We start from the raw sequence: 23,464 nt of genomic DNA, 5'->3' as shown, positions 1-23,464 counted from the left end.
AGATGGATACGCCTCGTCGACTTTTTCCGTCAATTTCTTCGCTTCGCGCGCTCGAAGCATTGGACAGGCTGGGGTCCGCCTCGGCCGCCGCGGAAGAGCTTGCGCTGACCCAGAGCGCCGTCAGCCGGCAACTGCAGACGCTCGAGACCCAACTGGGCGTGCAACTCATTCTGCGTGACAAGAAGCGATTGGCGTTGACGCCGGTGGCGCAGGACTATGTCGCGGAAATACGGCAAGGTCTGAACCAAATTGCGCAGGCCTCCCTGAAACTACACGTCGCGCCAGTGGGTGGAACGTTGAATCTGGCAATCCTGCCGACATTCGGAATGCGTTGGCTGGTGCCACGGCTGCCGGATTTTGCCCGTTTGCATCCTGACATCACGATCAACATGTCCACGCGCCTGAGGCCTTTCAATTTCTCGTCGGAACCCTTTGATGCTGCGTTACATTTCGGGGAACCGGATTGGCCCGGAACCGATCGTCTGCTGCTGAAGGTGGAAAGGGTTCTACCGGTATGTGCCCCCTCGCTCCTGCCAGGAGGCGCGCCGGACGATCCGCGCGAATTGCTGAAACTGCCCCTGCTTCACATCCAGACCCGCCCGCGCGCCTGGCAAGACTGGTTCAAACAAATGGGCGTTCCGCATTCAGGCGCCCTGCCCGGTACGGTGCACGATCAATTCACGACCATCAATCAAGCCGCCCTGCATGGGCTGGGCGTCGCCCTGCTGCCCAACTATCTGATCGAGCAAGACCTGGCGACCGGCAGACTTGTTGCAGCCTGCAAGGATCCGGTTGAAACCATGGGGGCCTATTATCTGGTCTGGCCAAGCTCAAAGTCCGAAGATCCGACACTTCGGCACTTCCGTCACTGGTTGGCGTCGCAGGCCCAAAACGACGAAACTCTGCCCAGATAGGCTAATCCAGCGCGTATCCAGCACCTCGAACCGTTCTAAGGGGGTCGGCTCCGCCAAACGCCGTCAACGCCTTGCGCAGTCGACCAATATGGACATCCACGGTGCGGGAATCGACATAGACGTCGCGCCCCCAGGCACGGTCCAATAGCTGAACGCGACTGAACACGCGCCCCGGCTTCTCCATGAAGGTGCACAGCAGCCGGAATTCGGTTGGCCCCATCCGGAGCGGCTTGCCCGCCCGACTGGCCTTGTGGCTTTCGAGGTCCACGACGATGTCGTGATATTCCAGGGTTTCCGCAGCCGCCGCCGGGCGTACCCGACGCAGTTGAGCTCGGATTCGCGCCATCAGTTCCGCCATCGAATACGGTTTGGCCACATAATCATCGGCCCCCGTCTCCAAACCGCGCACCTTGTCCCCCTCATCGGACCGCGCCGACAGCATGATGATCGGAATCGCGCGGGTCTGCGGGCGTGCCTTTAGCTGACGACACAGCTCAATCCCACTGAGATTGGGCATCATCCAGTCAAGCACGATCAGATCAGGCGCCACCTCTTGGACCAGCACCAGGGCTTCTTCGCCGCTTGCTGCCTGAACCACTTCGTACCCGGCGGACTGCATGTTGTACGCCAGCACCTCGCGCAGTGCGGGCTCATCATCGACGATCAGGATAGTCGGCTGGCTCATTGGCATGCCGGCCACCTCTTACAGAGATTGCGAGGTGTTGTCTGCTTTCGGGCGGGCTTCGGTCGGCCGTTCGCCGGTCACCAGATAGATCACCTGTTCGGCGATGGCAGTGACGTGGTCGCCCATCCGCTCGATGTTCTTGGCGATGAAATGCAGATGCATGCAGGCCGTGATGTTGCGCGGGTCTTCAGCCATGAAGGTCAGCAACTCGCGGAACAGGCCGTTGTACATCTGGTCCACCTCCTGGTCCCGATCGATAACGTCACGGGCCAGCTCAGCATCCCTTTGAATATAGGCGTCCAATGCGTCACGCAGCATCCGCTCAACCTCACGCGCCATGCGGCGCAGTGCGGCGGTGCTGCCGCCGATCTGGTTGGCCTCGACCAAAATGGTGGTGCGCTTGGCGATGTTCTTTGCGTAATCGCCGATGCGTTCCAGGTTGGCCGAAACCTTGAGAACGGACAGCACCAACCGTAGGTCGCCGGCGGTGGGCGCCCGCAGAGCGATCACCCGGGCGGTTTCCTCATTGATCAGGTCCTCAAGCGCATCAATCGCCTTGTCGCCCTGCCGCACCTGCTGCGCAAGCTCCTCGTCCCGCGTTTCCAGCGAACGGGCCGCACCTGTAATCGCGGCTTCGACCAGACCACCCATTTTCATGATGTGGGCCTGAACCGCCTCAAGATCGCGGTCGAAGGCAGATGCAATATGTTGTTCGCTCATGGTCTTTTACCTGTTCTCAGCCGATGCGGCCGGTGATGTAGCTTTCGGTACGCGGGTCTTCGGGGTTGGTGAAGATTTGGGCGGTATCACCGAACTCGACAAGATTGCCCAAGTGAAAAAACGCCGTTTTCTGGCTGACGCGCGCCGCCTGTTGCATCGAATGGGTAACGATCACGACCGAAAACCTCTCACGCAGTTCATCGATCAGCTCTTCGACCTGGGCGGTGGCAATCGGGTCCAGTGCCGAACAGGGCTCGTCCATCAACAGAACTTCGGGTGCCGTGGCGATGGCGCGTGCGATACACAGGCGCTGTTGTTGCCCTCCTGACAAACCAGTACCAGGGGCATCCAGGCGATCCTTCACCTCGTCCCAGATGGCGCCGCGGCGCAAGGATTTCTCGACGATCTCGTCAAGTTCGGCCTTGGTCTTGGCCAGACCATGAATGCGCGGGCCGTATGCGATGTTGTCATAGATCGACTTTGGAAAAGGGTTGGGTTTCTGAAACACCATGCCGACCTTGGCGCGCAGTTGCACGGGGTCGATCCGCTTGTCATAGATGTCTTCCCCATCCAGGCGGATTTCACCCTCGACCCGACAGATGTCGATGGTGTCGTTCATCCGGTTCAGACACCGCAAAAAGGTAGACTTGCCGCACCCCGAGGGCCCGATGAACGCCGTAACGGTCTTGTCCTGGATTTCTACATTCACGTCCTTGATGGCGTGCGAGTCACCATAGAACACGTTCACGTTCCTGGCTGAGACCTTGAGGGTTTCGGTTTCCAATGCGCTATCCACGGGTGGCGGGTCCTTCGTTTTTTGGTCCGAGTACTCGGCTTGACCGTTCCTAGCCTATCACGCGCCAGTCTTACATGGGCAAAATGACGGTGAACACCGCGCCCTTTCCCAAATCACTTTCCACCCGCAACCGACCGCGGTGGCGGTTGATGATGTGCTTGACGATAGCCAGGCCCAGCCCCGTCCCCCCCAACTCGCGCGAGCGGTGGCTGTCGGCGCGGTAAAACCGTTCGGTAAGTCGAGGCAGATGAACCGGATCGATGCCAGGGCCCTTGTCGATGACCCTCACCCGGGCGGCCGGTCCCCGGATCGCGGTATCCTGATCTGAAACCGTCACTTGCACATCGACACCGCCACCGCTACCGCCATATTTGATCGCGTTTTCAATCAGGTTGGTGAAGACCTGCCGCAGCTGGTCATTGTCGCCCGGAAGGCGAACGGGGTTATCCGGGGCGCTCAGAGACAGGCAAACGCCCGCGTCATCCGCCAAGGGGCGCAACGTCTCGAGCGTCACGCGCAGCAGCTCGATCAGTTCAATCTGCTGCCTTGGCCGAACGCGCTCTTCGCTCTCGACCCGATTCAACGACAGCAGGTCACCGACCAGACGGTTCATCCGGTTGGCCTCGGCTGTCATGATCTTCAGGAATCTGTCCCGGGCCGCCGCGTCATCCTTGGCCGGTCCTTGCAAAGTCTCGATGAAGCCCATCAGAGCGGTCAGTGGGGTACGAAGTTCGTGGCTGACATTGGCAACGAAGTCACGGCGCATCTGGCTGGCCTGTTCAAGGTGGGTCACATCCATGAACGTTGCCAGAACCGCGCCACCGGAAACCGCGCCAACGCCCTGCATGTACCGACAGTGGACCTGAAACGCAGTGTCCTGTGCGCCGTCGTTCGCCAGATGCCGGCTGTTGGCCGGCCCCTTGCTCCGCAAGCTTTTCTCCATCGCTTCGATGACCTGCGGCTGTCGCAGGATCGTCGCAAAATGGCGACCGTCGATGTTTCGGCCCAACAGCGCACGCGCATCCGCGTTCGAGGCGATGATCCGCTCGGTCTGATCGACCATCAATGCGGGCATCGGCAAAGCAGAGACGACTTCGGCAAGCAGTTCGTTGCTCATGACCGGTTCACAGGACCTATGCGACGGGCGAAACGGGCGTCAGCGTTTCCCGGAACTTGCGCATGTTCTCTTGATAGTGGAGCGCGCTGAACGTGATCCGCCGGGCCGCCGCTTCGTCCAGTTGCCGGACCACCTTGCCAGGGGCTCCCATCACCAGAGAGTTGTCGGGGATCTCCTTGCCTTCCGTGATCAGGGCCCCTGCCCCGATCAGGCAGTTCCGGCCGATCTTCGCGCCGTTCAGGACGATGGCTCCCATACCAATCAGGCTGTTGTCACCGATAGTGCAGCCATGCAGCATCACTTTGTGGCCGATGGTGCAATTCTTTCCGATCGTCATAGGAAAACCGGCGTCGATATGCATCACGCAGTTCTCCTGAACGTTGCTGCCCTCGCCCACGCGGATTTCTTCGTGATCGGCTCGGATCGTGCACCCGAACCAGACGGATGCACCTCGCTCCAGGACGACTTTGCCGATCAGGTTCGCGTCCGGCGCAACCCAGCTGTCTTCGTGGATCTGCGGGACGTCCTGTCCCAATGCGTAAATGGTCATGACATGCTCTCGAATTCGTATTGCAAGGCGCGGACGTGATCCTGCAATCGGGGCTGCTGAATACGGCGCATCCGCTCGGCGCTGACGATCGTCTTCAGCTTTTCCTCGGTTGCGGCCAGATCGTCATTGATCAACACATAGTCGTAGTAGCCCCAATGGCTGATTTCGTCCCAGCTTTTCATCATGCGTTTGGAAATGACGTCGGCGCTGTCCTGACCGCGGGTTTCAAGCCGGCGGCGCAGCTCTTTGATCGATGGCGGTAGAATGAAAATGGACAAAGCATGTTTGCCCAGCTCGGAATTCCGGATCTGCACTTCACCCTGCCAGTCTACGTCAAACAGCACGTCCCGCCCGCTCTGGATCGCTTCGCGCACTGGTCCAGCGGGTGAGCCGTAGAAATTGCCGAACACATGGGCATGTTCCAGCATCTGCCCATTTGACACTTGCTGGCGGAAATCATCTTCGCTGAGAAAATAGTATTCGCGTCCATGTTCCTCACCCGGGCGCGGGGCGCGGGTAGTGGCCGAGATCGAAAACTCGAGATCGGTGTCCCACTCCATCAGGCGACGGGCCAAAGTGGATTTTCCGGCACCCGAGGGCGACGAAAGGATGATGAGTAGACCGCGGCGATCCGCCATTACAATTTTCCTTGCTTATTCGACATTTTGCACCTGCTCTCTCAACTGATCGATCACCGCCTTCAACTCCAGTCCGATCGTTGTCAGGTCCGAATTCTGGGATTTGGAGCACAGCGTGTTGGCCTCGCGGTTGAACTCCTGCATCAGGAAATCCAACTTGCGGCCGACCGGGGCCTCCTGCTCCAGCAGAGCGCGCGCGGCTACGACATGGGCGGCAAGGCGGTCCAGTTCTTCGGTGATATCCGCCTTGACCGCGATCAGGGCCAACTCCTGCGCCACCCGGTCGGGATCGGCGCCCTGGCTGTTTTCCATGACCCGCGCAAGGTTCTGGCGCAGAGTGTCGGCCATGGCTTCCTTGCGCCGCTCGGCCAGCTCGGTGGCCTGCTCGGTCAGGGTCTGGATCTGATCCAACTGGGCCGACAGGACGGAAGCCAGGGCTTGCCCCTCATCCCGGCGCATTGTCACAAACTCGGCCAGCAGACTGCCAAATTCGGATTTCAACGCCTCGACCAGCGGAGCGGGATCGTCGTCTTCGGCTGCCGCGTCCAGCATCCCCTTGAGCATCAGCAGATCGCTGGCCTTTGACGGAGCAAGCGCGACACCCTTGTTGACCGCCAATTCCTCGGCCTGCGCCAACGCCTCCAGCGCGGCGCTCATTGCGCCTTCGTTCAGCTTCAGTTCCGCGGCGGTTTCTTCGCGGGCGACGCGCAAGCTAAGCGTCACGTTGCCCCGGCTGATCTGTTTGGACATATCCGCGCGCAGTGCAGCCTCAAGTCCCGTCAGCCAGTCCGGCACCCGCAACCGCATGTCCAGACCCTTGCCGTTGACACTGCGCAGCTCCCAGCTCCAGCTGTGCGGCCCCAATGCGCCCTTTCCGGATGCGAAACCGGTCATGGATTTGATCATGCCTGCCCTTTCCCACTGCTGCGCAGCCTTGTTCTGCTGCACCTAAAGCTATCGGACCCCATAGGGCAAGACCTTGCCGGATGTGCAATTCATCGCAAGAAGTTAACCATTCCTTAAAGATTTGGTCCAAAATTGAATAAACCCGTGTCAATCTGTCAGTCGAAGGATGGGTCGGCCGCTATCGCTTTGCATGGCGCACGGACCGGATGGCCGCCAATCGACACGAGGTGCATGGTAATGAAAACCTTCTTCTGGAATGGTTCCGGGTCGAAAGCTGGAAAGATCATCGCAATGGATCGCTTTGACAGTGGGCGCAGTCTGTCCCCCATCCGTCAGGCTGAGGCGTATTGGACCGCGCTGCTGAGCGGCGACGGCGTTCCCAAGCGTTCCCAGATCGACCCACGCGGCCTCGAGAACATTCTGGAATACACATTCATTCTGGAACGCATCGCGCCCGGCCTCGCCCGGTTTCGACTGGCGGGAAGCCATCTGAACAAGATCGCGGGGATGGAGGTGCGCGGAATGCCTCTGACCGCCTTCTTTGATCCCAGCGCCCGTGATCAGGTGTCAGAGGCGCTGGAAGAGGTGTTCGCCGCTCCGGCGATCGGTGAGTTCAGCCTTGTTTCAAAAGGCAAGCTCGGCCGGACGCGGCTGCAGGCCCGCATGATCCTGTTGCCCCTCAGTAGTGATCTGGGGGATGTCAGCCGGGTGCTGGGTGTGATGGTCAGCGATGGCGCGATCGGCGCTACGCCGCGACGGTTCGGAATCGAGGACACTCGGATCCGCACACTGGTGAACATTCAGGATCAGGCCCACAACAGCCGGCCTTTCGAGGCGGGCTTTGCCGAGGATCAGGCCGATTTCCAGAGACCAGCGAAACACCTGCGGCTGGTCTTCTCTCGCGACGAGTGAAAAGCAGAACGGCGGACCCGAGGGCCCGCCGTTTGCGTTTCAATCCGACATGCCTCAGCTTGCCGCGCGGTCCTTTCGGTCACGGCGCAGGTTGGTCAGCTCTTCAGCCACCAGGAACGCCAGCTCCAGCGACTGCGATGCGTTCAAACGCGGGTCGCAGGCGGTGTGGTAGCGGTCCGACAGGTCCTCTTCGCTGACGGCGCGGACGCCGCCGGTGCATTCGGTCACGTCCAGTCCGGTCATCTCGAAATGCACGCCGCCGGGGATCGTGCCCTCGGCCTGATGCACGCCGAAGAAATCCCGAACCTCGCGCAGGACCGATTCGAACGGCCGGGTCTTGTAGCCGGTGGCCGACTTGATCGTGTTGCCGTGCATCGGGTCGCAGACCCAGGTCACCTTGGCGCCCTCTTCCTTGACGGCCTTGATCAGGCGCGGCAGGTGCTCGCCCGCTTTGCCCGCGCCGAAGCGCGCGATCAGGGTCAGACGGCCTTCTTCGTTGTCCGGGTTCAGCTTGGACATCAGAACCTTGAGGTCCTCGGCCGTGGTGGTCGGGCCGCATTTCAGGCCGATCGGGTTCAGCACGCCGCGGCAGAATTCGACATGCGCGCCGTCGGGCTGACGGGTGCGGTCGCCGATCCAGATCATATGGCCCGAGCCGGCCAGCCATTTGCCCGAAGTAGAATCCAGTCGCGTCAGCGCTTCTTCATACTCCAACAGCAGTCCTTCGTGGCTGGTGTAGAACTCGACGGTCGAGAATTCATGCGTGGTATCCGCGGTGATACCGGCGGCCTCCATGAAGTCGATCGTGTCCTGAATGCGGTCGGCGATCTCGGAGTATTTCTGCACGTCCTGTTCGTTGGTAAAGCCCAAGGTCCAGGAATGCACACGGCTCATGTCCGCGAAACCGCCGGTCGAGAACGCGCGCAGCAGGTTCAGAGTGGCTGCAGCCTGGGTATAGGCCTGCAGCATCTTTTCCGGGTTCGGGATACGTGCTTCGGGCGTGAAGGCCAGTTCGTTGATGATGTCACCACGGTAGCTTGGCAGTTCTACGCCATCGACCACTTCGGTCGGCGCGCTGCGCGGCTTGGCGAACTGGCCGGCCATACGGCCCACCTTGACCACCGGAACCTTGGCACCGTAGGTCAGAACCATCGCCATCTGCAGCATCACCTTGAAGGTGTCGCGGATCGCATCGGCGCTGAACTGGTCGAAGCTTTCGGCGCAGTCCCCACCCTGCAGCAGGAAGGCCTCGCCACGGCCGGCCGCACCCAAGTGCTGTTTCAGACGCCGGGCCTCGCCCGCAAAAACCAGCGGGGGATACTGCGAAAGCTTGGCCTCGACTTTGGCCAGCGCGGCCGCGTCGGTATAGTCTGGCATCTGAACCCGCGGCTTGCTGCGCCAGTTCGTTTTTTGCCACTCGGTCATAGCTTTGATCTCCGCTGAGGTAATTCAGGTGGTCTCTATACAAAATCCATAGACCAGAGACCATATCCGATTTGCGCCTCTTGACGTCGGAAACAAGCTTTGAGCATGGTGTCGGTCAAATTCGCCGCAGGCCTCGGGCCTCGGCCCGCCGAATCAAGGACAGTTCGCCATGCAAGAGCAACGCCAAGTTGTCACTGTGGACAAGCGCGCGGCCAAGCCGCTCAATTTCGTATTCGTGTTGCTCGACAAGTTTTCGTTGCTGTCTTTTGCCTCGGCACTGGACAGCCTTCGGATTGCCAATCGGATGGCGGATCAGCAGATCTATACCTGGTCGCTGGCCGGTGAAGGCGGAGAGGTGGTCAGCTGCTCGGCCGGGACGACGTTCGAGCTTGACCGCGATCTGGACGAACTGCAGCGGGACGAGGTGATCCTTGTATGTGGCGGCGTCGATGTTCAGGCGGCGACCACCAAAAAGGTTCTGAACTGGCTGCGCCGCGAGGCCCGCAAAGGTCTGAAGATCGGTGGCTTGTGCACAGCCGCCTATACCCTTGCCAAAGCCGGCCTGCTAGACGGCAAACGCGCCACCATCCACTGGGAAAACGCCGACAGCTTTGCGGAAGAGTTCGAAAACGTCGAACTGACGAAATCCGTCTTTCTGATCGACGGCAACCGGATGACAACGGCTGGTGGCACCTCGTCAATCGACCTGATGCTGAAGCTGATTGCCGATGACTACGGGGAAGAGTTGGCTAACGCCGTAGCTGACCAGATGATCTATTCCTCTATCCGCACCGATCAGGACACCCAGCGCCTTTCGACGCCCACGCGGATCGGTGTGCGCCACCCCAAGCTGAGCCAGGTCATCCTGATGATGGAGAAGAACATCGAGGAGCCGATTTCGCCCTCGATCCTGGCCAAGGATGTTGGCATGTCGACCCGCCAGCTCGAGCGGCTGTTCCGCCGGTATCTGAGCCGTTCGCCCAAGCGCTATTACATGGAATTGCGGCTGCACAAGGCGCGCAACCTGCTGATGCAGACCGACATGAGCGTGATCAACGTGGCCTTGGCCTGTGGCTTTGCCAGCCCCAGCCATTTCTCGAAATGCTACCGCGCGCATTACAACACCACGCCCTATCGCGAGCGTGGAACGCAGAGCGGACGGCTGTCGGTCTGACCCCTAGAACTTCGCCAGAATGGGCTCGGGGCTGGTGTTGATGCTGAACTGCAGAACCATCACGCCGTCGTCGCGTTGGTGCAGAAGGGCGTAATAGAAGAGATAGCTGTTCTTGTCGTTCCAGTAGATCCGCATTTCCTGCGCGAACCCGTTCTCAAGCTCGACCCGTTTGGCAACGTCGGCATTGGTCAGGTAGTACGGAACAAGGTCACGCAGCTGCCCTTGCACGACTTAAATCTGCTGGGGCGTGTATTCGTCAGTGCCGCCCAACCGGGTAATGACGTTCGAGAACTCGCGGTTCTTGATCTTGGTGTCGACGAAAGCTTCGTAATCGGCATTGGTCGCAAAGACCGCGTCGGCCGCGGCGGGAAGTGTCGAAAGGGACAAAAATATCGCTGCGAGAATGCGGAACATATCAATCCTCCTAGAAGTGCATTGCTGCACTCCTAGGACGAACGGGAAATCCTGTAAACCGCACCCTGCCCGACCGAGATGAACCAGATCGCACCGTCTGGGGCCTGCACGATGTCGCGGACCCGTTCGGTCTCGGGGCCTTTGATCTGCTCGACCTCGCGCAACGGGTTTCCGGACAGCCGTGCGATATAGTCGAATTTCAGCGAACCCACGAAGATGTCACCCCGCCATTCGGGAAACATCCCGCCGGAATAGACCATCAAGCCCGACGGCGCGATGGACGGATCCCAATACAAGCGGGGCTGTTCCATTCCGTCTTTGCTGGTGCCTTCGCCAATCTTCTCTCCGGAATAATGCGTCCCGTAGGAAATGACCGGCCAACCGTAGTTGGCGCCGGGTTTCACAAGGTTCACCTCGTCCCCGCCCCTGGCGCCATGTTCCGAGACCCACAACCGGCCGCTCGTATCAACATCAGCGCCTTGCGGGTTGCGATGACCAAAGGACCAGATCTCGGGGCGGATGCCTTCTTGCGCGACAAACGGATTATCCGCCGGGATCGAGCCATCGCGGTTGATCCGAATAACCGTCCCTATGTGGTTCGAGCGGTCCTGCGCGCTTGGCCTGTCGCCACGATCCCCCAAAGTGATGAACAGCGTCCCGTCCTGCGCCTCGACTACGCGCGATCCGAAATGCCGGCCGCCCGAGCCTCCGGGAACCGCTTCGAATACCACCTTCAAGTTGGTCAGCCGCTTGCCGTTCTCGGACAGGCGCGCCACGGCAACCGCCGTACCGGCCCCGCCGCTCTGTGGCTTCGAGAATGTGAGAAACACCTCTCTGGTGCGGTCAAAATCGCGGGCTATGGTTACGTCCAGCAGACCGCCCTGCCCCTGCGCCGCGACTTTCGGAACGCCCCGGACCTTGGTGGCCTTGCCGTCACGTGCCAAAAGCAACTGGCCGTCGCGCTCTGTAACCAAAAAACTGCCATCGGGCAGCAGGCCGATCGCCCAGGGCGTATCGAGGCCGGCAAGCATGGTCGTGACCGAGACCTCGCCTGCGGATGTCTTCAATGACTCGCCCGACGCGACGCTGCCGCAAATCATCAGAATGAGAATCGTGAAAACCCTGATCATATCTATCGCTCCAATCCCGGTCAGAATGAGCCGCCCGGGAACCAAACCCTAGAAAACAAATAGAGTTGTTCAGCCAAAAGACACATTCCTGTTTGGACTTTTCTTTTCTGAACAGCTTGCCTAGGGTCTTGCTCAGAACGAATACGTTCCAACAAGGGAGTAACCTAATGAAAAAGCTGCTTACTGCGACTGCAGCAACCGCATTGCTGGCCGGTGCCGCAATGGCCGAAGACGTCAAACTGGGCGTTCTGTTCGGATTTACCGGGCCGATTGAATCACTGGCCCCGGCAATGGGTTCGGGCGCTGAACTGGCGATGGCCGAAGTGACCGAATCCGGCAAGCTGCTGGGCGGCGCCACCGTCACCCCGTCGCGCGCCGATACCGGCTGCATCGACAACGGCCTGGCCACCTCGAACGGCGAACGCATGATCGCCGATGGCGTCGCCGGCATCATCGGCGGCGACTGCTCGGGTGTAACTGGCGCAATCCTGCAGAACGTCGCTATTCCGAATGGCATGGTCATGATCTCGCCGTCAGCGACCTCACCCGGTCTGTCGACGATGGAAGACAACGGGCTGTTCTTCCGCACCGCCCCGTCGGATGCGCGCGAAGGTCAGGTTATGGCCGACATTCTGAAAGACCGCGGCATCAACTCGATCGCTCTGACCTATACCAACAACGACTACGGCAAAGGTCTGGCCGACGCGATCCAGTCGTCGTTCGAGGCCGTGGGCGGTGAAGTGACCATCGTTGCAGCACATGAAGACGGCAAAGCGGACTATTCGGCCGAAGTCGGCGCGCTGGCCTCGGCCGGCGGTGACATCCTCGTGGTTGCCGGCTACCTGGATCAGGGTGGCCTGGGCATCATCCAGTCGGCCTTGGACAGCGGCGCGTTCGACACGTTCGGTCTGCCGGGCGGCATGATCGGTGACTCGCTGCCTGCGAATGTCGGCCCCGATCTGGACGGCTCGTTTGGTCAGATCGCCGGCTCCGGCGGTGAAGGCGCCGAGAAGTATTTCGCCATGGCCGAAGCCGCGGGCTTTGACGGCTCGTCGCCCTACTCGCCCGAAAGCTATGACGCAGCCGCGCTGTTCATGCTGGCCATGCAGGCAGCAGGGTCGGCCGATCCGGCCCAGTACGGTGGCAAGATCCTGGATGTGGCCAACGCCCCCGGTGAGAAGATCTATCCGGGTGAACTGGCCAAGGGTCTGGAACTGCTGGCCGCTGGTCAGGACATCGACTATGTCGGCGCTTCGGGTGTCGAACTGATCGGTCCGGGCGAAAGCGCTGGGTCCTACCGCGAGATCGAAGTGAAAGACGGCAAGAACGAGACCGTCAAGTTCCGTTGATCCGTCAGCTGACCGCATGATACCAAGCAGCCCGGGCCTTGTGCCCGGGCTGTTTCAATGACAAAAGGCGCCACCTTATCTTGAGGATGGGGCAACACGAAGAACCGCGAAAGCCGCGGACAGGGGAACACATGATCGTCGTCGAGGACGTGCACAAGCATTTCGGCGGTTTCCATGCGGTGGACGGGGCATCGCTGGAGATCGAAAAGGGCTCGATTACTGGCCTGATCGGTCCAAACGGGGCCGGAAAAACCACTCTTTTCAATGTGATCGCGGGTGTTCTGCCTCCGACCAGCGGCAAGGTCTGGATGGATGGCGAAGACATCACCGGCCTGCCGCCCCATGATCTGTTTCACAAGGGGCTGTTGCGCACGTTCCAGATCGCGCACGAGTTCTCGTCGATGACATGCCGCGAAAACCTGATGATGGTCCCCGGTGGCCAATCCGGTGAATCGCTGTGGAACACATGGTTCGGCCGCAAGCGGATTGCGGATGAGGAACGCGCCCTGCGCGCCAAAGCCGACGAGGTGCTGGAGTTCCTAACCATCGAACATTTGGCCGACCACAAGGCGGGTCAGGTCTCGGGCGGCCAGAAAAAGCTGTTGGAACTGGGTCGCACGATGATGGTGGACGCCAAGATCGTGTTCCTGGATGAGGTCGGCGCAGGCGTCAACCGCACCCTGCTGATGACCATCGCCGATACGATCCTGCGTCTGAACAAGGAACGCGGCTATACCTTCGTCGTGATCGAACACGACATGGATTTCATTGGCAAGATCTGCGATCCGGTGATCTGCATGGCCGAGGGCAAGGTGCTTGCGCAAGGCACGCTGGACGAGATCAAGGCCAACGAGCACGTCATCGAGGCCTATCTGGGCACTGGTCTCAAGAACAAAGACCAGTTGGAGGCCGGGGCATGAGCGACAATCCCTATCAGGACGACAAGGGCAACAAGGACGCCTCGATTACCAACACGCATGGCATCGGCACAATGACGCCGGCCCATCGGGTCAGCGGCAAGACCCACCGGGTAGAAGGCGGTCCATTCCTGATCGGTGACACCATGACCGGCGGGTACGGCAAAGGCCCCGACATTCTGCACGATTGTACGATCGCCGTGGACAAGGGCGAAATCGCCGTGATCGTCGGCCCCAACGGCGCTGGCAAATCCACCGCGATGAAGGCCGTCTTCGGCATGCTGGACGTGCGCGCCGGATCGGTGCGGTTGGATGGAGAGGACATCACCAACCTCAGCCCGCAGGACCGGGTGATCAAAGGCATGGGCTTTGTGCCCCAAACGCAGAACATTTTCACCTCGATGACGGTTCAGGAAAATCTGGAAATGGGCGCGTTCATCCGCACGGATGATTTCTCGGACACGATGGAACAGGTGTTTGAGCTGTTCCCGATCCTGAGAGACAAACGCAACCAGGCGGCGGGCGAGCTCTCGGGCGGTCAGCGCCAACAAGTGGCCGTCGGCCGCGCGCTTATGACCAAGCCCAAAGTGCTGATGCTGGACGAACCGACTGCGGGCGTTTCGCCGATCGTGATGGACGAACTGTTCGACCGCATCATCGAAGTGTCGCGCACTGGCCTTCCGATCCTGATGGTCGAGCAGAATGCCCGCCAGGCACTTGAGATCGCCGACAAGGGCTATGTGCTGGTCCAAGGCCGCAATGCATACACGGGAACCGGTAAGGAACTGCTGGCGGACGAGGAAGTGCGCAAGTCGTTTTTGGGCGGCTAACCGACGGTTTTCAGAATTCGGTTTTTTCATGGGGCCGGTCGGGATTCTCGACTGGCCCTTTTGCTTGATCGCTTTGCGCAAAATTGAAGGCCAGAAGATGGCAATAGGTGTTTCCGGCCACACCCTTCTTCCTGAGAACCCTTACTAGGCATCTGAAAAATAAAAATTATTTCCTGGCAGTGCACCGCTTCAAAAAGCCTGTGGAAATTCCCGGAATGCCTATCTGCTGCTTTAATCAGGTCAAATTTCAAAAATATCGCTGCGCCTGAACCACTACACCAATCCCCGAAACGCGCCCCGGTTGGGGGCACAGTAATTGGAAGTCTAAATGAAGAAATGGATGATCGCCGCACTGGTCGCACACTTGGCAACTGGCGCTGTGGCTCAGCAACGCGAATTTGTGTGCATATCGGATATTGATGGAACCGAGTACCGGCTGACACGGCTTGAAGGCGAGCAAAAGGGATCGGTCAAATTCGGTGACACGACCGGGGATGCTCAGGTGTTTCCTGGACTGAACAACATGACGTTCATCCTGGCGACCGAACAGCATGTCATGACCTTCTTCGTCAAAAGCCCTGATCTGTCCTACAACCTGTCCATTCGCCGTCCGGTCCTTCAGAATGACCGCGGCCAATGCACGGAAACAGGAGCCTAGTCCCGCAATCATCTGCGATTTCAGGCCGCGTCCCACATGGTGGCGCGGTCTTTTTCTTTCGGGGATCGGCAGACGGTCGGAGCGCACGTGATCAATGTCCGCCAAACCGCATAAAAACATGCACAAAGCCGCAAAAATCATGCTCCAAATTGTTGTGTCTTTTGTCGGCGTCATGCCATAAAGCCGCACCCGGACAGTGAGAAGAACATAATGGACCTACTGAATGCGCTTGTTGCGCTTGCGAACTTTGTGATCGTGCCTGCGGTTGCCTATGGCAGCCAGTTGGCACTTGGGGCGCTGGGGGTCACCCTGATCTACGGCATCCTGCGGTTTTCCAACTTTGCCCACGGGGATACGATGGCCTTCGGCGCAATGATTGCCGTGCTGGTCACCTGGGGTCTTCAGGCCGCAGGGATCGGGTTCGGGCCCCTGCCGACGGCGCTTCTGGCGCTTCCGTTTGCGATCCTGGGGTGCATCCTTCTGGTGCTGATCACCGACAGGCTGGTCTATCGGTTCTACCGCGAGCAAAAGGCCAAACCTGTGATCCTGGTGATCGTGTCCATGGGCGTGATGTTCATCATGAATGGGCTGGTGCGCTTCATCATCGGCCCCGATGACCAAAGGTTCTCGGATGGGGCACGGTTCCTGATTTCTGCGCGGGATTTCAAAAAGATGACCGGGCTGGATGAGGGGCTTGCGATCAAGACCTCGCAGGGTATCACCGTGATCGTCGCCGTCGTTGCCGTCGCCTTGCTGTTCTGGTTCCTCAACAAGACCCGCACCGGTAAGTCGATGCGCGCTTATTCCGACAACGAGGATCTGGCCTTGTTGTCCGGCATCAACCCGGAACGTGTGGTGATGATCACCTGGATCATCGTTGCGGCACTGGCCACGACGGCCGGGGTTCTCTATGGGCTGGACAAGAGCTTCAAGCCATTCGTCTATTTCCAGCTGCTTCTGCCGATCTTTGCCTCGGCCATCGTGGGCGGATTGGGTAACCCGATTGGGGCTATCGCAGGCGGATTCATTATCGCCTTTTCCGAAGTCACGATCACTTATGCCTGGAAGAAGGTGCTGACTTACCTTGCCCCGGAAAGCCTGGAACCTTCGGGCCTGGTGCAGTTCCTGTCCACCGATTACAAATTCGCCGTCAGCTTCGTCATTCTGCTGATCGTGCTTCTGTTCAAGCCAACAGGTCTGTTCAAGGGGAAAGCGGTATGAACGAAGCAGTCAAAAACACCCTGCTTTTCGTGATTGTCGGCGGGCTGATCCTGCTGACCGGTTTCGTTCAAAGCTGGAACACGGCGATCTTGATTCTGAACATGGGTCTGATTTCCGCGATCATGGCGATCGGTGTGAACCTGCAATGGGGCTTTGCCGGACTGTTCAATGTCGGCGTCATGGGTTTTGTTGCGCTGGGCGGACTTGCGGTTGTGCTGGTCTCTACCCCTCCGACACCCGGAGCCTGGTCCGCGGGCGGATACGGGATCGTGCTGGCGCTTCTGCTGGGGGCGGCGACCGTTGTCGCAGCCGTGATGGCCGCGCAAAAAATGCCCAAGGGCCGGGCACGAACGCTGGCGATCATCGCAATCCTCATCGTCGGGTTCTTCGTCTATCGCGCGGTGTTCGACCCGAGCATCGCAGCCGTCGAAGCCATCGACCCAGCCATTGCCGGAAATATCGGCGGACTGAATCTTCCAGTGCTGCTTGCATGGCCGGCGGGAGGGCTGTTGGCCGCGGGCGCTGCCTGGCTGATTGGCAAGACGGCGTTGGGTCTGCGCTCGGACTACCTTGCGATTGCCACGCTGGGCATCGCCGAGATCATCATTGCGATCATGAAAAACGAGGACTGGCTGGCCCGAGGGGTCAAGAACGTCTACGGCATCCCCCGCCCCTCACCTATCGTGGGCTATGAGATTGACCTGCAGAGCGACCCGTCCTTCGTCGAACGTGCAGCCTCATTCGGGCTGGACCCGGTGACCGCTTCGACCCTGTGGGTGAAACTGGGTTATGCATTCCTGTTCCTGATCGTGCTTCTCATCCTGCTCTGGATGGCTCAGATGGCGCTCAAAAGCCCGTGGGGCCGCATGATGCGCGCGATCCGCGACAACGAGGTCGCCGCCGAAGCCATGGGTAAGGACGTCACCCGCCGTCATCTGCAGATCTTCGTTCTGGGCTCGGCCATCTGTGGCATTGCCGGGGCGATGATGACGACGCTGGACGGCCAGCTGACACCCAGCGCCTACCAACCGCTCCGGTTCACCTTCCTTGTCTGGGTGATGGTGATCGTCGGCGGTTCCGGTAACAACTTCGGCTCGGTCCTGGGGGCCTTTCTGATCTGGTTCCTGTGGGTCGAGGTCGAACCGATCGGTCTGTGGCTTATGAACCTGATCACTTCCAGCATGCCAGATGGCAGCGCGCTTAAGGCCCACCTGATCGAAAGCACGGCACATATGCGCCTGTTCACTATGGGGCTTATCCTGCTGATTGTTCTCAGATTCAGCCCAAGGGGCCTGATCCCCGAGAAGTAGACATCTTTCATCACGAAACCGTCAGGCCGCGCCATGCGAATGGCGCGGTTTCTTGATTGCGGCTTGAAAAATCAATAGACGCATTCACACTCTATGAACCATATCGGCGCATATTGTTCGAAACACCACTCACCTGATGCGCCGATCTTAACGAGTAAACTCTGACCCAGAAGAAAAGTTCTTGCACCATGAAGACTTCCACAAAGAAAATTGCCCTTATGGTTCCGGTCCTGGCTGTTGTGGCCGGATGTATCCCAAGCCCCCGTGAACTGGAAACCACACCCGTCCAGGTACAGACGCCCAAGGGCGTCGTGACCTGCCAACTGTATCGCCAGGATCGGGTTGACTGGGATCGCGCGATTGATTTCCCGGCCACCAAGATGTCGGTTCCCGAAGCTGACGCCTATTGCCAGCAGGAAGGACAGCGGCGCCTCAAGCGCTGACGCGGCACGCCCCGCCAGTTCCGGCTGGCAGGGCGATGAAACTCAACGGTTGCGAAACAGCCCGCCCAGAATGCCGCGAACGATGCGGCGTCCTGTGGTTCCTTTCAGCTCTTTGATGACTGCCTCGCTCATGGCAGAGGCAAAGCTGTCTTGCTTTCGGACCGATCGTGCAGACGATCGCCCTACTCTGCTGCCGCTGTATCTGCGCGCCGCCGAATACTCCCGCTCGGACACCGACCGGGTGTCGTCTTGCTCCTCGGGTTCGGCTTCCTCGGCCTCGGCCGCGGCCTTCGCCGCGCGCGCCTGCAGGATTTCGAATGCCGATTTGCGATCTAGAAGCGTTTCGTACTTTCCGGCCATCGGAGACGCCGCCATCACAGCCTTGCGCTCGGCGTCGGCAATCGGCCCCAGTTGTGAACCCGGCGGACGTATCAATGTCCGCTCGACCATACCGGGCGCACCCTTCCGTTCGAGCATCGAGGTCAACGCCTCGCCCACTCCGACTTCCCGGATCGCGGTTTCCGTGTCGAAGGCCGGGTTTTCCCGATAGGTTTCCGCGGCCAGCCGCAAATTCTTGCGATCGCGCGCGGTGAATGCGCGCAAAGCATGTTGGACGCGGTTGCCCAACTGCCCGAGGATATCTTCGGGAATATCGGCCGGATTCTGAGTAATGAAGTAAACTCCAACGCCCTTGGATCGGATCAATCGCGCGACCTGCTCGACCTTGTCCACCAGAACCTTGGGCGCATCATCGAACAACAGATGGGCTTCGTCGAAGAAAAAGACCAGCTTGGGCTTGTCGGGATCGCCGACTTCGGGCAGTTCTTCGAACAGTTCGCTCAGCAGCCACAAAAGGAACGTGGCATACAGCCCGGGCGCGCCCATCAGCTTGTCAGAAGCGAGGATGTTGACCATCCCGTGGCCGTTTTCATCCTGGCGCATCAAATCCGACAGTTCGAGCGCGGGCTCACCAAACAGCCGTGCGCCTCCTTGGTTTTCCAACACCAGCAATCGTCTCTGTATGGCGCCGATCGAAGCGGTCGAGACATTTCCATAACGCAAGGACAGCTGCGACCGGTTTTCACCAATCCAGACCAGAAGAGCCTGCAGGTCCTTGAGATCTAGCAGCGGCATCCCTTCTTCATCCGCAACCCGGAAGGCGATGTTCAGCACACCTTCCTGCGCTTCGCTCAGGTCCAGAAGCCGGGAAAACAACAGCGGCCCCATCTCGGTAACCGTTGTCCGGACAGGGTGGCCTTGCTCACCAAACAGATCCCAGAACGTGACTGGGCACGCGGCATAGGAATAGTCGGCAAACCCGATGCGCTGGGCACGGTCCATGAAGGCCTGGTGCAACTTGTGATCGGGGCTACCGGGACGCGCCAGTCCGGACAGGTCACCTTTGACGTCTGACAGGAAAACAGGAACACCCTGCTGCGAGAACCCTTCGGCCAGGATTTGCAGGGTCACGGTCTTGCCCGTCCCCGTTGCACCGGCAATCAGACCGTGCCGGTTTGCATATTTCAGCGTCAAACCCTGCGGCTGCTTGTATTCAACACCGCCACCGCCGACAAAAACGTTTTCCGTCATATTGATACGTCCCAAAACTTAGCGTCCCGGCACCACCATACAAACTTAACCTTTGACTGCGATAGTGATTTTGCCCGCCTCGCAATTCCCTCGTGTGGTGGGCAAACTTCCTCCCTGTCGACTGGCTGTGCTTTCGGGCACAGCCCTTTTTTTGAAATTGCCAAGTTTCTGCTTGTGGAAACATTAAATTTCGCTGTTAGCAGTTGACCACTGGGTTCGCCTCTCGTAACGTTCGGGCATAACTAAGTCGGCCAGTCCGACGGGGAGATACATTGATTGAAGGGAGCCGCTCGTACGGCTCCCTTTGTCGTTTGTACTCAAAGGCTTCCCGGCGTCACTTCAGGTGGCCTATGATGGGTCGGCGAAAATCCGTCCAATCCCGCGTGTGGCGCGCGCTTTGCAACTGACATGGCCGAGCAGGAATGCTAGAGACGTTTGAAAAAGCTGTATCAGCACAATGAGGCACTGATGATCACCAAACTTGTTCCAGCCACCCTGGTAACGGCTGCATTGCTGGGCTCAGGCGCGTTCGCCCAGGAAGCCACGACTGAAACTCAAGAGCAGACCCAAGCCGGTCAGACCACAGATACCGGCTCCGACCTGGATCTGGGGCAAAGCGGCCCGCGTGTCGGCGAGCAATATGTCCGCGAGAAGTCGGGCGACTGGGAGATCTCCTGCATCAAGGCGCAGTCCGGCGATGACCCCTGCGCGATGGTTCAGATTCTCAACGGTGCGCAGAATGAACCTCTGGCCGAGATCACCGTTGGCAAGCTGCCCGCCGGTGGTGCCGCCGCAGCCTGGGCAAACGTCATTGTTCCGCTGGAAACCCTGCTGCAGGCACAACTGGCTATCTCGATCGATGGCGCGCCGCGCAAGCTGTACAACTATCACCATTGTGTTCCGGTCGGTTGCGTTGCCCAGCTGGGTCTGACCCAAGGCGACATTGACGCGATGAAAGCAGGAACGAAGGCTACCATTTCACTGGTGCCCGCCCGCGCCCCCGATCAGGTTATCAACATGGATCTGTCGCTGAGCGGATTTACCGCTGCCTTTGACGGCCTGCAGGTCAACACCAACTGATCACGCCAAGATGAATGACCAAAGCCGCCATCCCCCGATGGCGGCTTTTTTCATACCTTCTTGAGGGCCAAGACCGCGTTCAGACCGCCAAACGCAAAGGCGTTGCTCAATGCCACATTCACCTCGGCTTCGCGCGCCTCGTTTGGTACGACGTCCAAGGCGCATTCCGGGTCGGGTTCTTCATACCCGATGGTCGGAGCAATCACGCCGTCACGGACGGCCATGATACAGGCCAACAGTTCAACCGCGCCGGTTCCGCCGATAAGGTGGCCGTGCATGGATTTGGTCGACGAGATCATCAGATCGTCGGCATGGCGTCCAAATACATCCGCGACTGCTGCGCACTCGGTCTTGTCATTGGCGGCGGTTCCGGTGCCGTGGGCGTTGATATAACCCACGTCACTTGCGTTCAGCCCCGCGTCCTTCAAGGCCCCGGCCATGGCGCGGGCCGCGCCCTGTTTGCTGGGCATCACGATATCCGTCGCGTCCGAAGACATCGCATAGCCCGCAACCTCACACAGGATTTCAGCGCCGCGAGCACGCGCATGTTCGTATTCCTCGAATACGAACACACCGGCGCCCTCGCCCTGAACCATGCCATTGCGATTTGCGCTGAACGGCCGGCACGCGTCCTTCGACATAACCCGAAGGCCTTCCCAAGCCTTGACCCCGCCAAAACACAACATGGACTCCGACCCACCGGTAATCATCGCCGGGGCGGCGCCACTGCGCACCATCTGGAACGCCAGCGCCATCGCGTGGTTGGACGATGCACAGGCCGTCGAAACGGTAAAACTGGGGCCTTTGAGGTTGTGCTCCATCGAAATGTGGCTTGCGGCCGCGTTGTTCATCAGCTTCGGCACGACGAACGGATGGACCCGGTTCTTCCCGTCTTCGTAGACCGAGCGGTAGTTGTCATCCCAGGTCGAAACACCACCACCGGCCGTTCCCAGAACGACCCCCGACCGAACGGCCAATTCGCCGTGAAACTCCAGCCCCGACTGGTCGATCGCCTCTTTGGCCGCAGTCAGAGTGAATTGCGTGAAACGGTCATACAGAGCCATCTGCTGACGATTGAACCGGCCCTCGGCCTCGAACCCGCGGACCTGGCCGCCAATTTTGATGCTCAGTCGGTCGACGTCACGAAATTCAAGCTCGGAAATGCCGCAACGGCCTTCGCGCATCGCTTCCAGGGTGTCGGGCACGGAATGGCCCAGCGAATTGATCGTGCCAGCGCCGGTAATGACAACCCGTTTCATGACCGCGGATCAGACCTTTTCCGCGACCAGTTTTTCGATCCCGGCAATGATCGCTGCAACATTCGAGATGTCGAAATCACTTGCCGTCGGTTCGTTGGCGTTGAAGGGGATCGAGATGTCGAATTCTTCCTCGATAGCAAAGATGCTTTCAACCAGGCCCATGCTATCGATTCCGAGATCTTCCAGAGAGCTTTCGGGCGTCACGTCGGACGGCTCCAGCACGGCCTGCTCTGCAATGATTGCGATGACGCGGTCGCTGATGCTCATGTCGTTCCCCTGATTGTCGCGTTGCGGTTGATTTAATCGCTCGACGAGGGTTTGAAAACCGTCTTTTTAAGCGCCTCTACGTCACGGGCCATGCGAGGAAGCCGACGCTGCGCCTTGTAGATTTCGGTGTGCGTTTCCATTTTCACGCCCGGATAGCCCATGATCACACGACCTGCCGGGACATTCGAAAGTACCTTGGTTCCGCCGCCCGCGATCACGCCGTCACCAATGAAGATATTGTCGACGACTCCGGTCTGGCCACCCAAAACCACGTTGTTGCCGATCTCGACCGAACCGGACACGCCGGTTTGACCGCACAGCAAACAGTCCCTGCCGACCTGGGTGTTGTGCCCGACATGAACAAGATTGTCCAACTTGGAGCCGTCTCCGATGACGGTGTTGCGGATTGTGCCGTTGTCGATGGTGCAGTTCGCGCCAACTTCGACATCATTGCCGATCTGGACCGCACCAAGCGAATGGATGCGCAACCAGCTCTGCGCCTTGGCGTCTCCGGCGTCGCCCATGGTCTTGCGCACGTTTTCCACACCAGACACCTCGGGCGTGACAAAGCTGAACCCATCCCCGCCGATCCTGGCTCCGGGTTGCGCAACAAAGCGATCGCCGATGATGGCACGCGCGCCGATGCTGACCATTTCGCGCAACAGGCAGTTCTGGCCCAACACGACATCCATACCAACGTGGCACTGGGCGCCAATCACCGTTCCTGATCCGATGCGGGCCCGGGGGCCAACAACGGCCAGAGGCCCGATGGACACATCTCCGGCGATCTCGGCCGTCGGGTCCACGACCGCCGAAGGATGGATCCCAGGTGCGATACCCTGCCCCCGGTCCAGCATCGTGGTAATTCCGGCCATTGCCATACGGGGGCGGCCGACGAACACGGCGCCCTCCAGACCCAGTGCGCGCCAGTCGGCGCCTTCCCACAGAACGGCGCAGCGCGCCTGACCCTCAGCCAGGGCCTCGGCGTATTTCGGAGCCATCGCCATAGCCAGATCGGTCGGACCAGCATCCTTGGGCTCGGCCGCCCTCAGAATCGTCAGGCTGGTGTTTCCCTCGGCCGGCGCCCCCAGAGCATCGGCGATTTGCTGTAAGGTGAACTGCATCGCGGGCTTCCTTGTCGCAGGATTTAGGGCCCTGT

Annotated in this window: 26 protein-coding genes; 11 read left to right on the top strand and 15 right to left on the bottom strand. The window is 59.6% G+C overall.

Annotation, left to right across the window (positions count from 1 at the left end):
* Nucleotides 1–2 precede the first annotated feature (2 nt).
* A complete protein-coding gene (locus ACR0LD_RS04880) occupies nt 3–914 on the top strand; it encodes a LysR family transcriptional regulator (protein ID WP_170357851.1) in 912 nt (303 codons plus the stop codon).
* Between the two features lies 1 nt (nt 915).
* Here ACR0LD_RS04880 and phoB read toward each other — a convergent pair whose 3' ends face one another.
* The 7 genes from phoB to ACR0LD_RS04845 all read right to left on the bottom strand — a co-directional run bounded on the left by phoB (nt 916) and on the right by ACR0LD_RS04845 (nt 6,326).
* Complete coding sequence (gene phoB / locus ACR0LD_RS04875; RefSeq protein ID WP_480635773.1) at nt 916–1,605, bottom strand: phosphate regulon transcriptional regulator PhoB; 690 nt, start codon at nt 1,603–1,605, stop codon at nt 916–918.
* Between the two features lie 12 nt (nt 1,606–1,617).
* Entirely contained in the window at nt 1,618–2,319 is a 702-nt protein-coding gene (gene phoU / locus ACR0LD_RS04870) for a phosphate signaling complex protein PhoU (RefSeq protein ID WP_093962068.1), read from the bottom strand.
* Nucleotides 2,320–2,335: 16 nt separating this feature from the next.
* Nucleotides 2,336–3,115 carry a phosphate ABC transporter ATP-binding protein PstB gene (pstB, locus tag ACR0LD_RS04865; RefSeq protein WP_315901647.1) on the bottom strand — a complete coding sequence of 260 codons (780 nt, stop codon included), beginning with the start codon at nt 3,113–3,115 and terminating at the stop codon, nt 2,336–2,338.
* 70 nt (nt 3,116–3,185) lie between these two features.
* Nucleotides 3,186–4,232 carry a sensor histidine kinase gene (locus tag ACR0LD_RS04860; RefSeq protein WP_170339160.1) on the bottom strand — a complete coding sequence of 349 codons (1,047 nt, stop codon included), beginning with the start codon at nt 4,230–4,232 and terminating at the stop codon, nt 3,186–3,188.
* Between the two features lie 16 nt (nt 4,233–4,248).
* The gene (locus ACR0LD_RS04855) at nt 4,249–4,782 is read right to left on the bottom strand and encodes a gamma carbonic anhydrase family protein (RefSeq protein WP_480635770.1); all 534 of its coding nucleotides are present in this window, start codon (nt 4,780–4,782) and stop codon (nt 4,249–4,251) included.
* Entirely contained in the window at nt 4,779–5,420 is a 642-nt protein-coding gene (gene gmk / locus ACR0LD_RS04850) for a guanylate kinase (protein ID WP_170357855.1), read from the bottom strand. The genes ACR0LD_RS04855 and gmk overlap by 4 nt, the downstream gene beginning before the upstream one ends.
* A gap of 15 nt (nt 5,421–5,435) precedes the next feature.
* Nucleotides 5,436–6,326: a YicC/YloC family endoribonuclease gene (locus tag ACR0LD_RS04845; RefSeq protein ID WP_480635768.1), complete on the bottom strand. Its 891-nt coding sequence runs from the start codon at nt 6,324–6,326 to the stop codon at nt 5,436–5,438.
* A gap of 237 nt (nt 6,327–6,563) precedes the next feature.
* Between ACR0LD_RS04845 and ACR0LD_RS04840 the strand changes: the two genes are divergently transcribed.
* Nucleotides 6,564–7,238, top strand: coding sequence for a PAS domain-containing protein (locus ACR0LD_RS04840; protein ID WP_480635766.1), 675 nt, complete (start codon nt 6,564–6,566; stop codon nt 7,236–7,238).
* A 54-nt stretch (nt 7,239–7,292) separates the two neighbouring features.
* Here ACR0LD_RS04840 and ACR0LD_RS04835 read toward each other — a convergent pair whose 3' ends face one another.
* Nucleotides 7,293–8,663, bottom strand: coding sequence for a class II 3-deoxy-7-phosphoheptulonate synthase (locus tag ACR0LD_RS04835; RefSeq protein WP_093962074.1), 1,371 nt, complete (start codon nt 8,661–8,663; stop codon nt 7,293–7,295).
* Nucleotides 8,664–8,832: 169 nt separating this feature from the next.
* Between ACR0LD_RS04835 and ACR0LD_RS04830 the strand changes: the two genes are divergently transcribed.
* The gene (locus tag ACR0LD_RS04830) at nt 8,833–9,837 is read left to right on the top strand and encodes a GlxA family transcriptional regulator (protein ID WP_170338595.1); all 1,005 of its coding nucleotides are present in this window, start codon (nt 8,833–8,835) and stop codon (nt 9,835–9,837) included.
* Between the two features lie 3 nt (nt 9,838–9,840).
* Here ACR0LD_RS04830 and ACR0LD_RS04825 read toward each other — a convergent pair whose 3' ends face one another.
* The 3 genes from ACR0LD_RS04825 to ACR0LD_RS04815 are packed head-to-tail and all read right to left on the bottom strand — an operon-like array spanning nt 9,841 to nt 11,381.
* On the bottom strand, nt 9,841–10,065 hold the full coding sequence (locus tag ACR0LD_RS04825; RefSeq protein WP_480635764.1) for a hypothetical protein: 225 nt from the start codon (nt 10,063–10,065) through the stop codon (nt 9,841–9,843).
* 3 nt (nt 10,066–10,068) lie between these two features.
* Nucleotides 10,069–10,251, bottom strand: a complete 183-nt coding sequence (locus ACR0LD_RS04820; protein WP_480635763.1) for a hypothetical protein — start codon at nt 10,249–10,251, stop codon at nt 10,069–10,071.
* Nucleotides 10,252–10,283: 32 nt separating this feature from the next.
* The gene (locus tag ACR0LD_RS04815; RefSeq protein ID WP_480635761.1) at nt 10,284–11,381 is read right to left on the bottom strand and encodes a PQQ-dependent sugar dehydrogenase; all 1,098 of its coding nucleotides are present in this window, start codon (nt 11,379–11,381) and stop codon (nt 10,284–10,286) included.
* Nucleotides 11,382–11,548: 167 nt separating this feature from the next.
* On the opposite strand from ACR0LD_RS04815, the gene ACR0LD_RS04810 reads away from it, so the two are divergent.
* The 7 genes from ACR0LD_RS04810 (at nt 11,549) to ACR0LD_RS04780 (ending at nt 18,109) form a co-directional block, all read left to right on the top strand.
* Nucleotides 11,549–12,730 carry an ABC transporter substrate-binding protein gene (locus tag ACR0LD_RS04810; protein WP_170338589.1) on the top strand — a complete coding sequence of 394 codons (1,182 nt, stop codon included), beginning with the start codon at nt 11,549–11,551 and terminating at the stop codon, nt 12,728–12,730.
* 131 nt (nt 12,731–12,861) lie between these two features.
* Nucleotides 12,862–13,650, top strand: a complete 789-nt coding sequence (locus tag ACR0LD_RS04805; protein WP_093962961.1) for an ABC transporter ATP-binding protein — start codon at nt 12,862–12,864, stop codon at nt 13,648–13,650.
* Nucleotides 13,647–14,477, top strand: coding sequence for an ABC transporter ATP-binding protein (locus tag ACR0LD_RS04800; protein WP_170338588.1), 831 nt, complete (start codon nt 13,647–13,649; stop codon nt 14,475–14,477). The genes ACR0LD_RS04805 and ACR0LD_RS04800 overlap by 4 nt, the downstream gene beginning before the upstream one ends.
* 328 nt (nt 14,478–14,805) lie before the next feature.
* Nucleotides 14,806–15,135 carry a hypothetical protein gene (locus tag ACR0LD_RS04795; RefSeq protein ID WP_170338586.1) on the top strand — a complete coding sequence of 110 codons (330 nt, stop codon included), beginning with the start codon at nt 14,806–14,808 and terminating at the stop codon, nt 15,133–15,135.
* A gap of 210 nt (nt 15,136–15,345) precedes the next feature.
* Nucleotides 15,346–16,356: a branched-chain amino acid ABC transporter permease gene (locus ACR0LD_RS04790; protein WP_093962081.1), complete on the top strand. Its 1,011-nt coding sequence runs from the start codon at nt 15,346–15,348 to the stop codon at nt 16,354–16,356.
* Nucleotides 16,353–17,666 (top strand): branched-chain amino acid ABC transporter permease, encoded by a 1,314-nt coding sequence (locus tag ACR0LD_RS04785; RefSeq protein ID WP_170403078.1) that lies wholly within the window; start codon nt 16,353–16,355, stop codon nt 17,664–17,666. The genes ACR0LD_RS04790 and ACR0LD_RS04785 overlap by 4 nt, the downstream gene beginning before the upstream one ends.
* Before the next feature lie 188 nt (nt 17,667–17,854).
* Nucleotides 17,855–18,109 (top strand): hypothetical protein, encoded by a 255-nt coding sequence (locus ACR0LD_RS04780; RefSeq protein WP_093962083.1) that lies wholly within the window; start codon nt 17,855–17,857, stop codon nt 18,107–18,109.
* Between the two features lie 42 nt (nt 18,110–18,151).
* Here the strand turns inward: ACR0LD_RS04780 and ACR0LD_RS04775 are convergent, their stop codons facing one another.
* On the bottom strand, nt 18,152–19,699 hold the full coding sequence (locus ACR0LD_RS04775; protein WP_480635758.1) for a helicase HerA-like domain-containing protein: 1,548 nt from the start codon (nt 19,697–19,699) through the stop codon (nt 18,152–18,154).
* Between the two features lie 468 nt (nt 19,700–20,167).
* Here ACR0LD_RS04775 and ACR0LD_RS04770 point away from each other — a divergent pair, with 468 nt between their 5' ends.
* Nucleotides 20,168–20,779: an invasion associated locus B family protein gene (locus ACR0LD_RS04770; RefSeq protein WP_170442725.1), complete on the top strand. Its 612-nt coding sequence runs from the start codon at nt 20,168–20,170 to the stop codon at nt 20,777–20,779.
* 50 nt (nt 20,780–20,829) lie between these two features.
* On the opposite strand, the gene ACR0LD_RS04765 is transcribed toward ACR0LD_RS04770, so the two are convergent.
* Genes ACR0LD_RS04765 through lpxD form a run of 3 tightly spaced genes read right to left on the bottom strand, consistent with a single transcriptional unit; the run spans nt 20,830 to nt 23,429 of the window.
* Nucleotides 20,830–22,038, bottom strand: a complete 1,209-nt coding sequence (locus ACR0LD_RS04765; protein WP_093962085.1) for a beta-ketoacyl-[acyl-carrier-protein] synthase family protein — start codon at nt 22,036–22,038, stop codon at nt 20,830–20,832.
* A 9-nt stretch (nt 22,039–22,047) separates the two neighbouring features.
* Nucleotides 22,048–22,305: an acyl carrier protein gene (locus tag ACR0LD_RS04760; RefSeq protein ID WP_093962086.1), complete on the bottom strand. Its 258-nt coding sequence runs from the start codon at nt 22,303–22,305 to the stop codon at nt 22,048–22,050.
* 32 nt (nt 22,306–22,337) lie between these two features.
* A complete protein-coding gene (gene lpxD / locus ACR0LD_RS04755) occupies nt 22,338–23,429 on the bottom strand; it encodes a UDP-3-O-(3-hydroxymyristoyl)glucosamine N-acyltransferase (RefSeq protein WP_480635755.1) in 1,092 nt (363 codons plus the stop codon).
* Between the last annotated feature and the right edge of the window lie 35 nt (nt 23,430–23,464).

The organism is Ruegeria sp. BF8 (genome assembly GCF_056538625.1).
The sequence above is the reverse complement of the archived record's forward strand: the minus strand, read 5'-3'. Positions and strand labels throughout refer to the sequence as shown.

Excerpts from the sequence above, each read along its gene's own strand:
- ACR0LD_RS04880 (WP_170357851.1), top strand. The coding sequence starts at position 3 with ATGGATACGCCTCGTCGACTTTTTCCGTCAATTTCTTCGCTTCGCGCG.
- phoB (WP_480635773.1), bottom strand. The coding sequence starts at position 1,605 with ATGCCAATGAGCCAGCCGACTATCCTGATCGTCGATGATGAGCCCGCA.
- phoU (WP_093962068.1), bottom strand. The coding sequence starts at position 2,319 with ATGAGCGAACAACATATTGCATCTGCCTTCGACCGCGATCTTGAGGCG.
- ACR0LD_RS04860 (WP_170339160.1), bottom strand. The coding sequence starts at position 4,232 with ATGAGCAACGAACTGCTTGCCGAAGTCGTCTCTGCTTTGCCGATGCCC.
- ACR0LD_RS04855 (WP_480635770.1), bottom strand. The coding sequence starts at position 4,782 with ATGACCATTTACGCATTGGGACAGGACGTCCCGCAGATCCACGAAGAC.
- gmk (WP_170357855.1), bottom strand. The coding sequence starts at position 5,420 with ATGGCGGATCGCCGCGGTCTACTCATCATCCTTTCGTCGCCCTCGGGT.
- ACR0LD_RS04845 (WP_480635768.1), bottom strand. The coding sequence starts at position 6,326 with ATGATCAAATCCATGACCGGTTTCGCATCCGGAAAGGGCGCATTGGGG.
- ACR0LD_RS04840 (WP_480635766.1), top strand. The coding sequence starts at position 6,564 with ATGAAAACCTTCTTCTGGAATGGTTCCGGGTCGAAAGCTGGAAAGATC.
- ACR0LD_RS04835 (WP_093962074.1), bottom strand. The coding sequence starts at position 8,663 with ATGACCGAGTGGCAAAAAACGAACTGGCGCAGCAAGCCGCGGGTTCAG.
- ACR0LD_RS04830 (WP_170338595.1), top strand. The coding sequence starts at position 8,833 with ATGCAAGAGCAACGCCAAGTTGTCACTGTGGACAAGCGCGCGGCCAAG.
- ACR0LD_RS04820 (WP_480635763.1), bottom strand. The coding sequence starts at position 10,251 with ATGTTCCGCATTCTCGCAGCGATATTTTTGTCCCTTTCGACACTTCCC.
- ACR0LD_RS04815 (WP_480635761.1), bottom strand. The coding sequence starts at position 11,381 with ATGATCAGGGTTTTCACGATTCTCATTCTGATGATTTGCGGCAGCGTC.
- ACR0LD_RS04810 (WP_170338589.1), top strand. The coding sequence starts at position 11,549 with ATGAAAAAGCTGCTTACTGCGACTGCAGCAACCGCATTGCTGGCCGGT.
- ACR0LD_RS04805 (WP_093962961.1), top strand. The coding sequence starts at position 12,862 with ATGATCGTCGTCGAGGACGTGCACAAGCATTTCGGCGGTTTCCATGCG.
- ACR0LD_RS04800 (WP_170338588.1), top strand. The coding sequence starts at position 13,647 with ATGAGCGACAATCCCTATCAGGACGACAAGGGCAACAAGGACGCCTCG.
- ACR0LD_RS04795 (WP_170338586.1), top strand. The coding sequence starts at position 14,806 with ATGAAGAAATGGATGATCGCCGCACTGGTCGCACACTTGGCAACTGGC.
- ACR0LD_RS04790 (WP_093962081.1), top strand. The coding sequence starts at position 15,346 with ATGGACCTACTGAATGCGCTTGTTGCGCTTGCGAACTTTGTGATCGTG.
- ACR0LD_RS04785 (WP_170403078.1), top strand. The coding sequence starts at position 16,353 with ATGAACGAAGCAGTCAAAAACACCCTGCTTTTCGTGATTGTCGGCGGG.
- ACR0LD_RS04780 (WP_093962083.1), top strand. The coding sequence starts at position 17,855 with ATGAAGACTTCCACAAAGAAAATTGCCCTTATGGTTCCGGTCCTGGCT.
- ACR0LD_RS04775 (WP_480635758.1), bottom strand. The coding sequence starts at position 19,699 with ATGACGGAAAACGTTTTTGTCGGCGGTGGCGGTGTTGAATACAAGCAG.
- ACR0LD_RS04770 (WP_170442725.1), top strand. The coding sequence starts at position 20,168 with ATGATCACCAAACTTGTTCCAGCCACCCTGGTAACGGCTGCATTGCTG.
- ACR0LD_RS04765 (WP_093962085.1), bottom strand. The coding sequence starts at position 22,038 with ATGAAACGGGTTGTCATTACCGGCGCTGGCACGATCAATTCGCTGGGC.
- ACR0LD_RS04760 (WP_093962086.1), bottom strand. The coding sequence starts at position 22,305 with ATGAGCATCAGCGACCGCGTCATCGCAATCATTGCAGAGCAGGCCGTG.
- lpxD (WP_480635755.1), bottom strand. The coding sequence starts at position 23,429 with ATGCAGTTCACCTTACAGCAAATCGCCGATGCTCTGGGGGCGCCGGCC.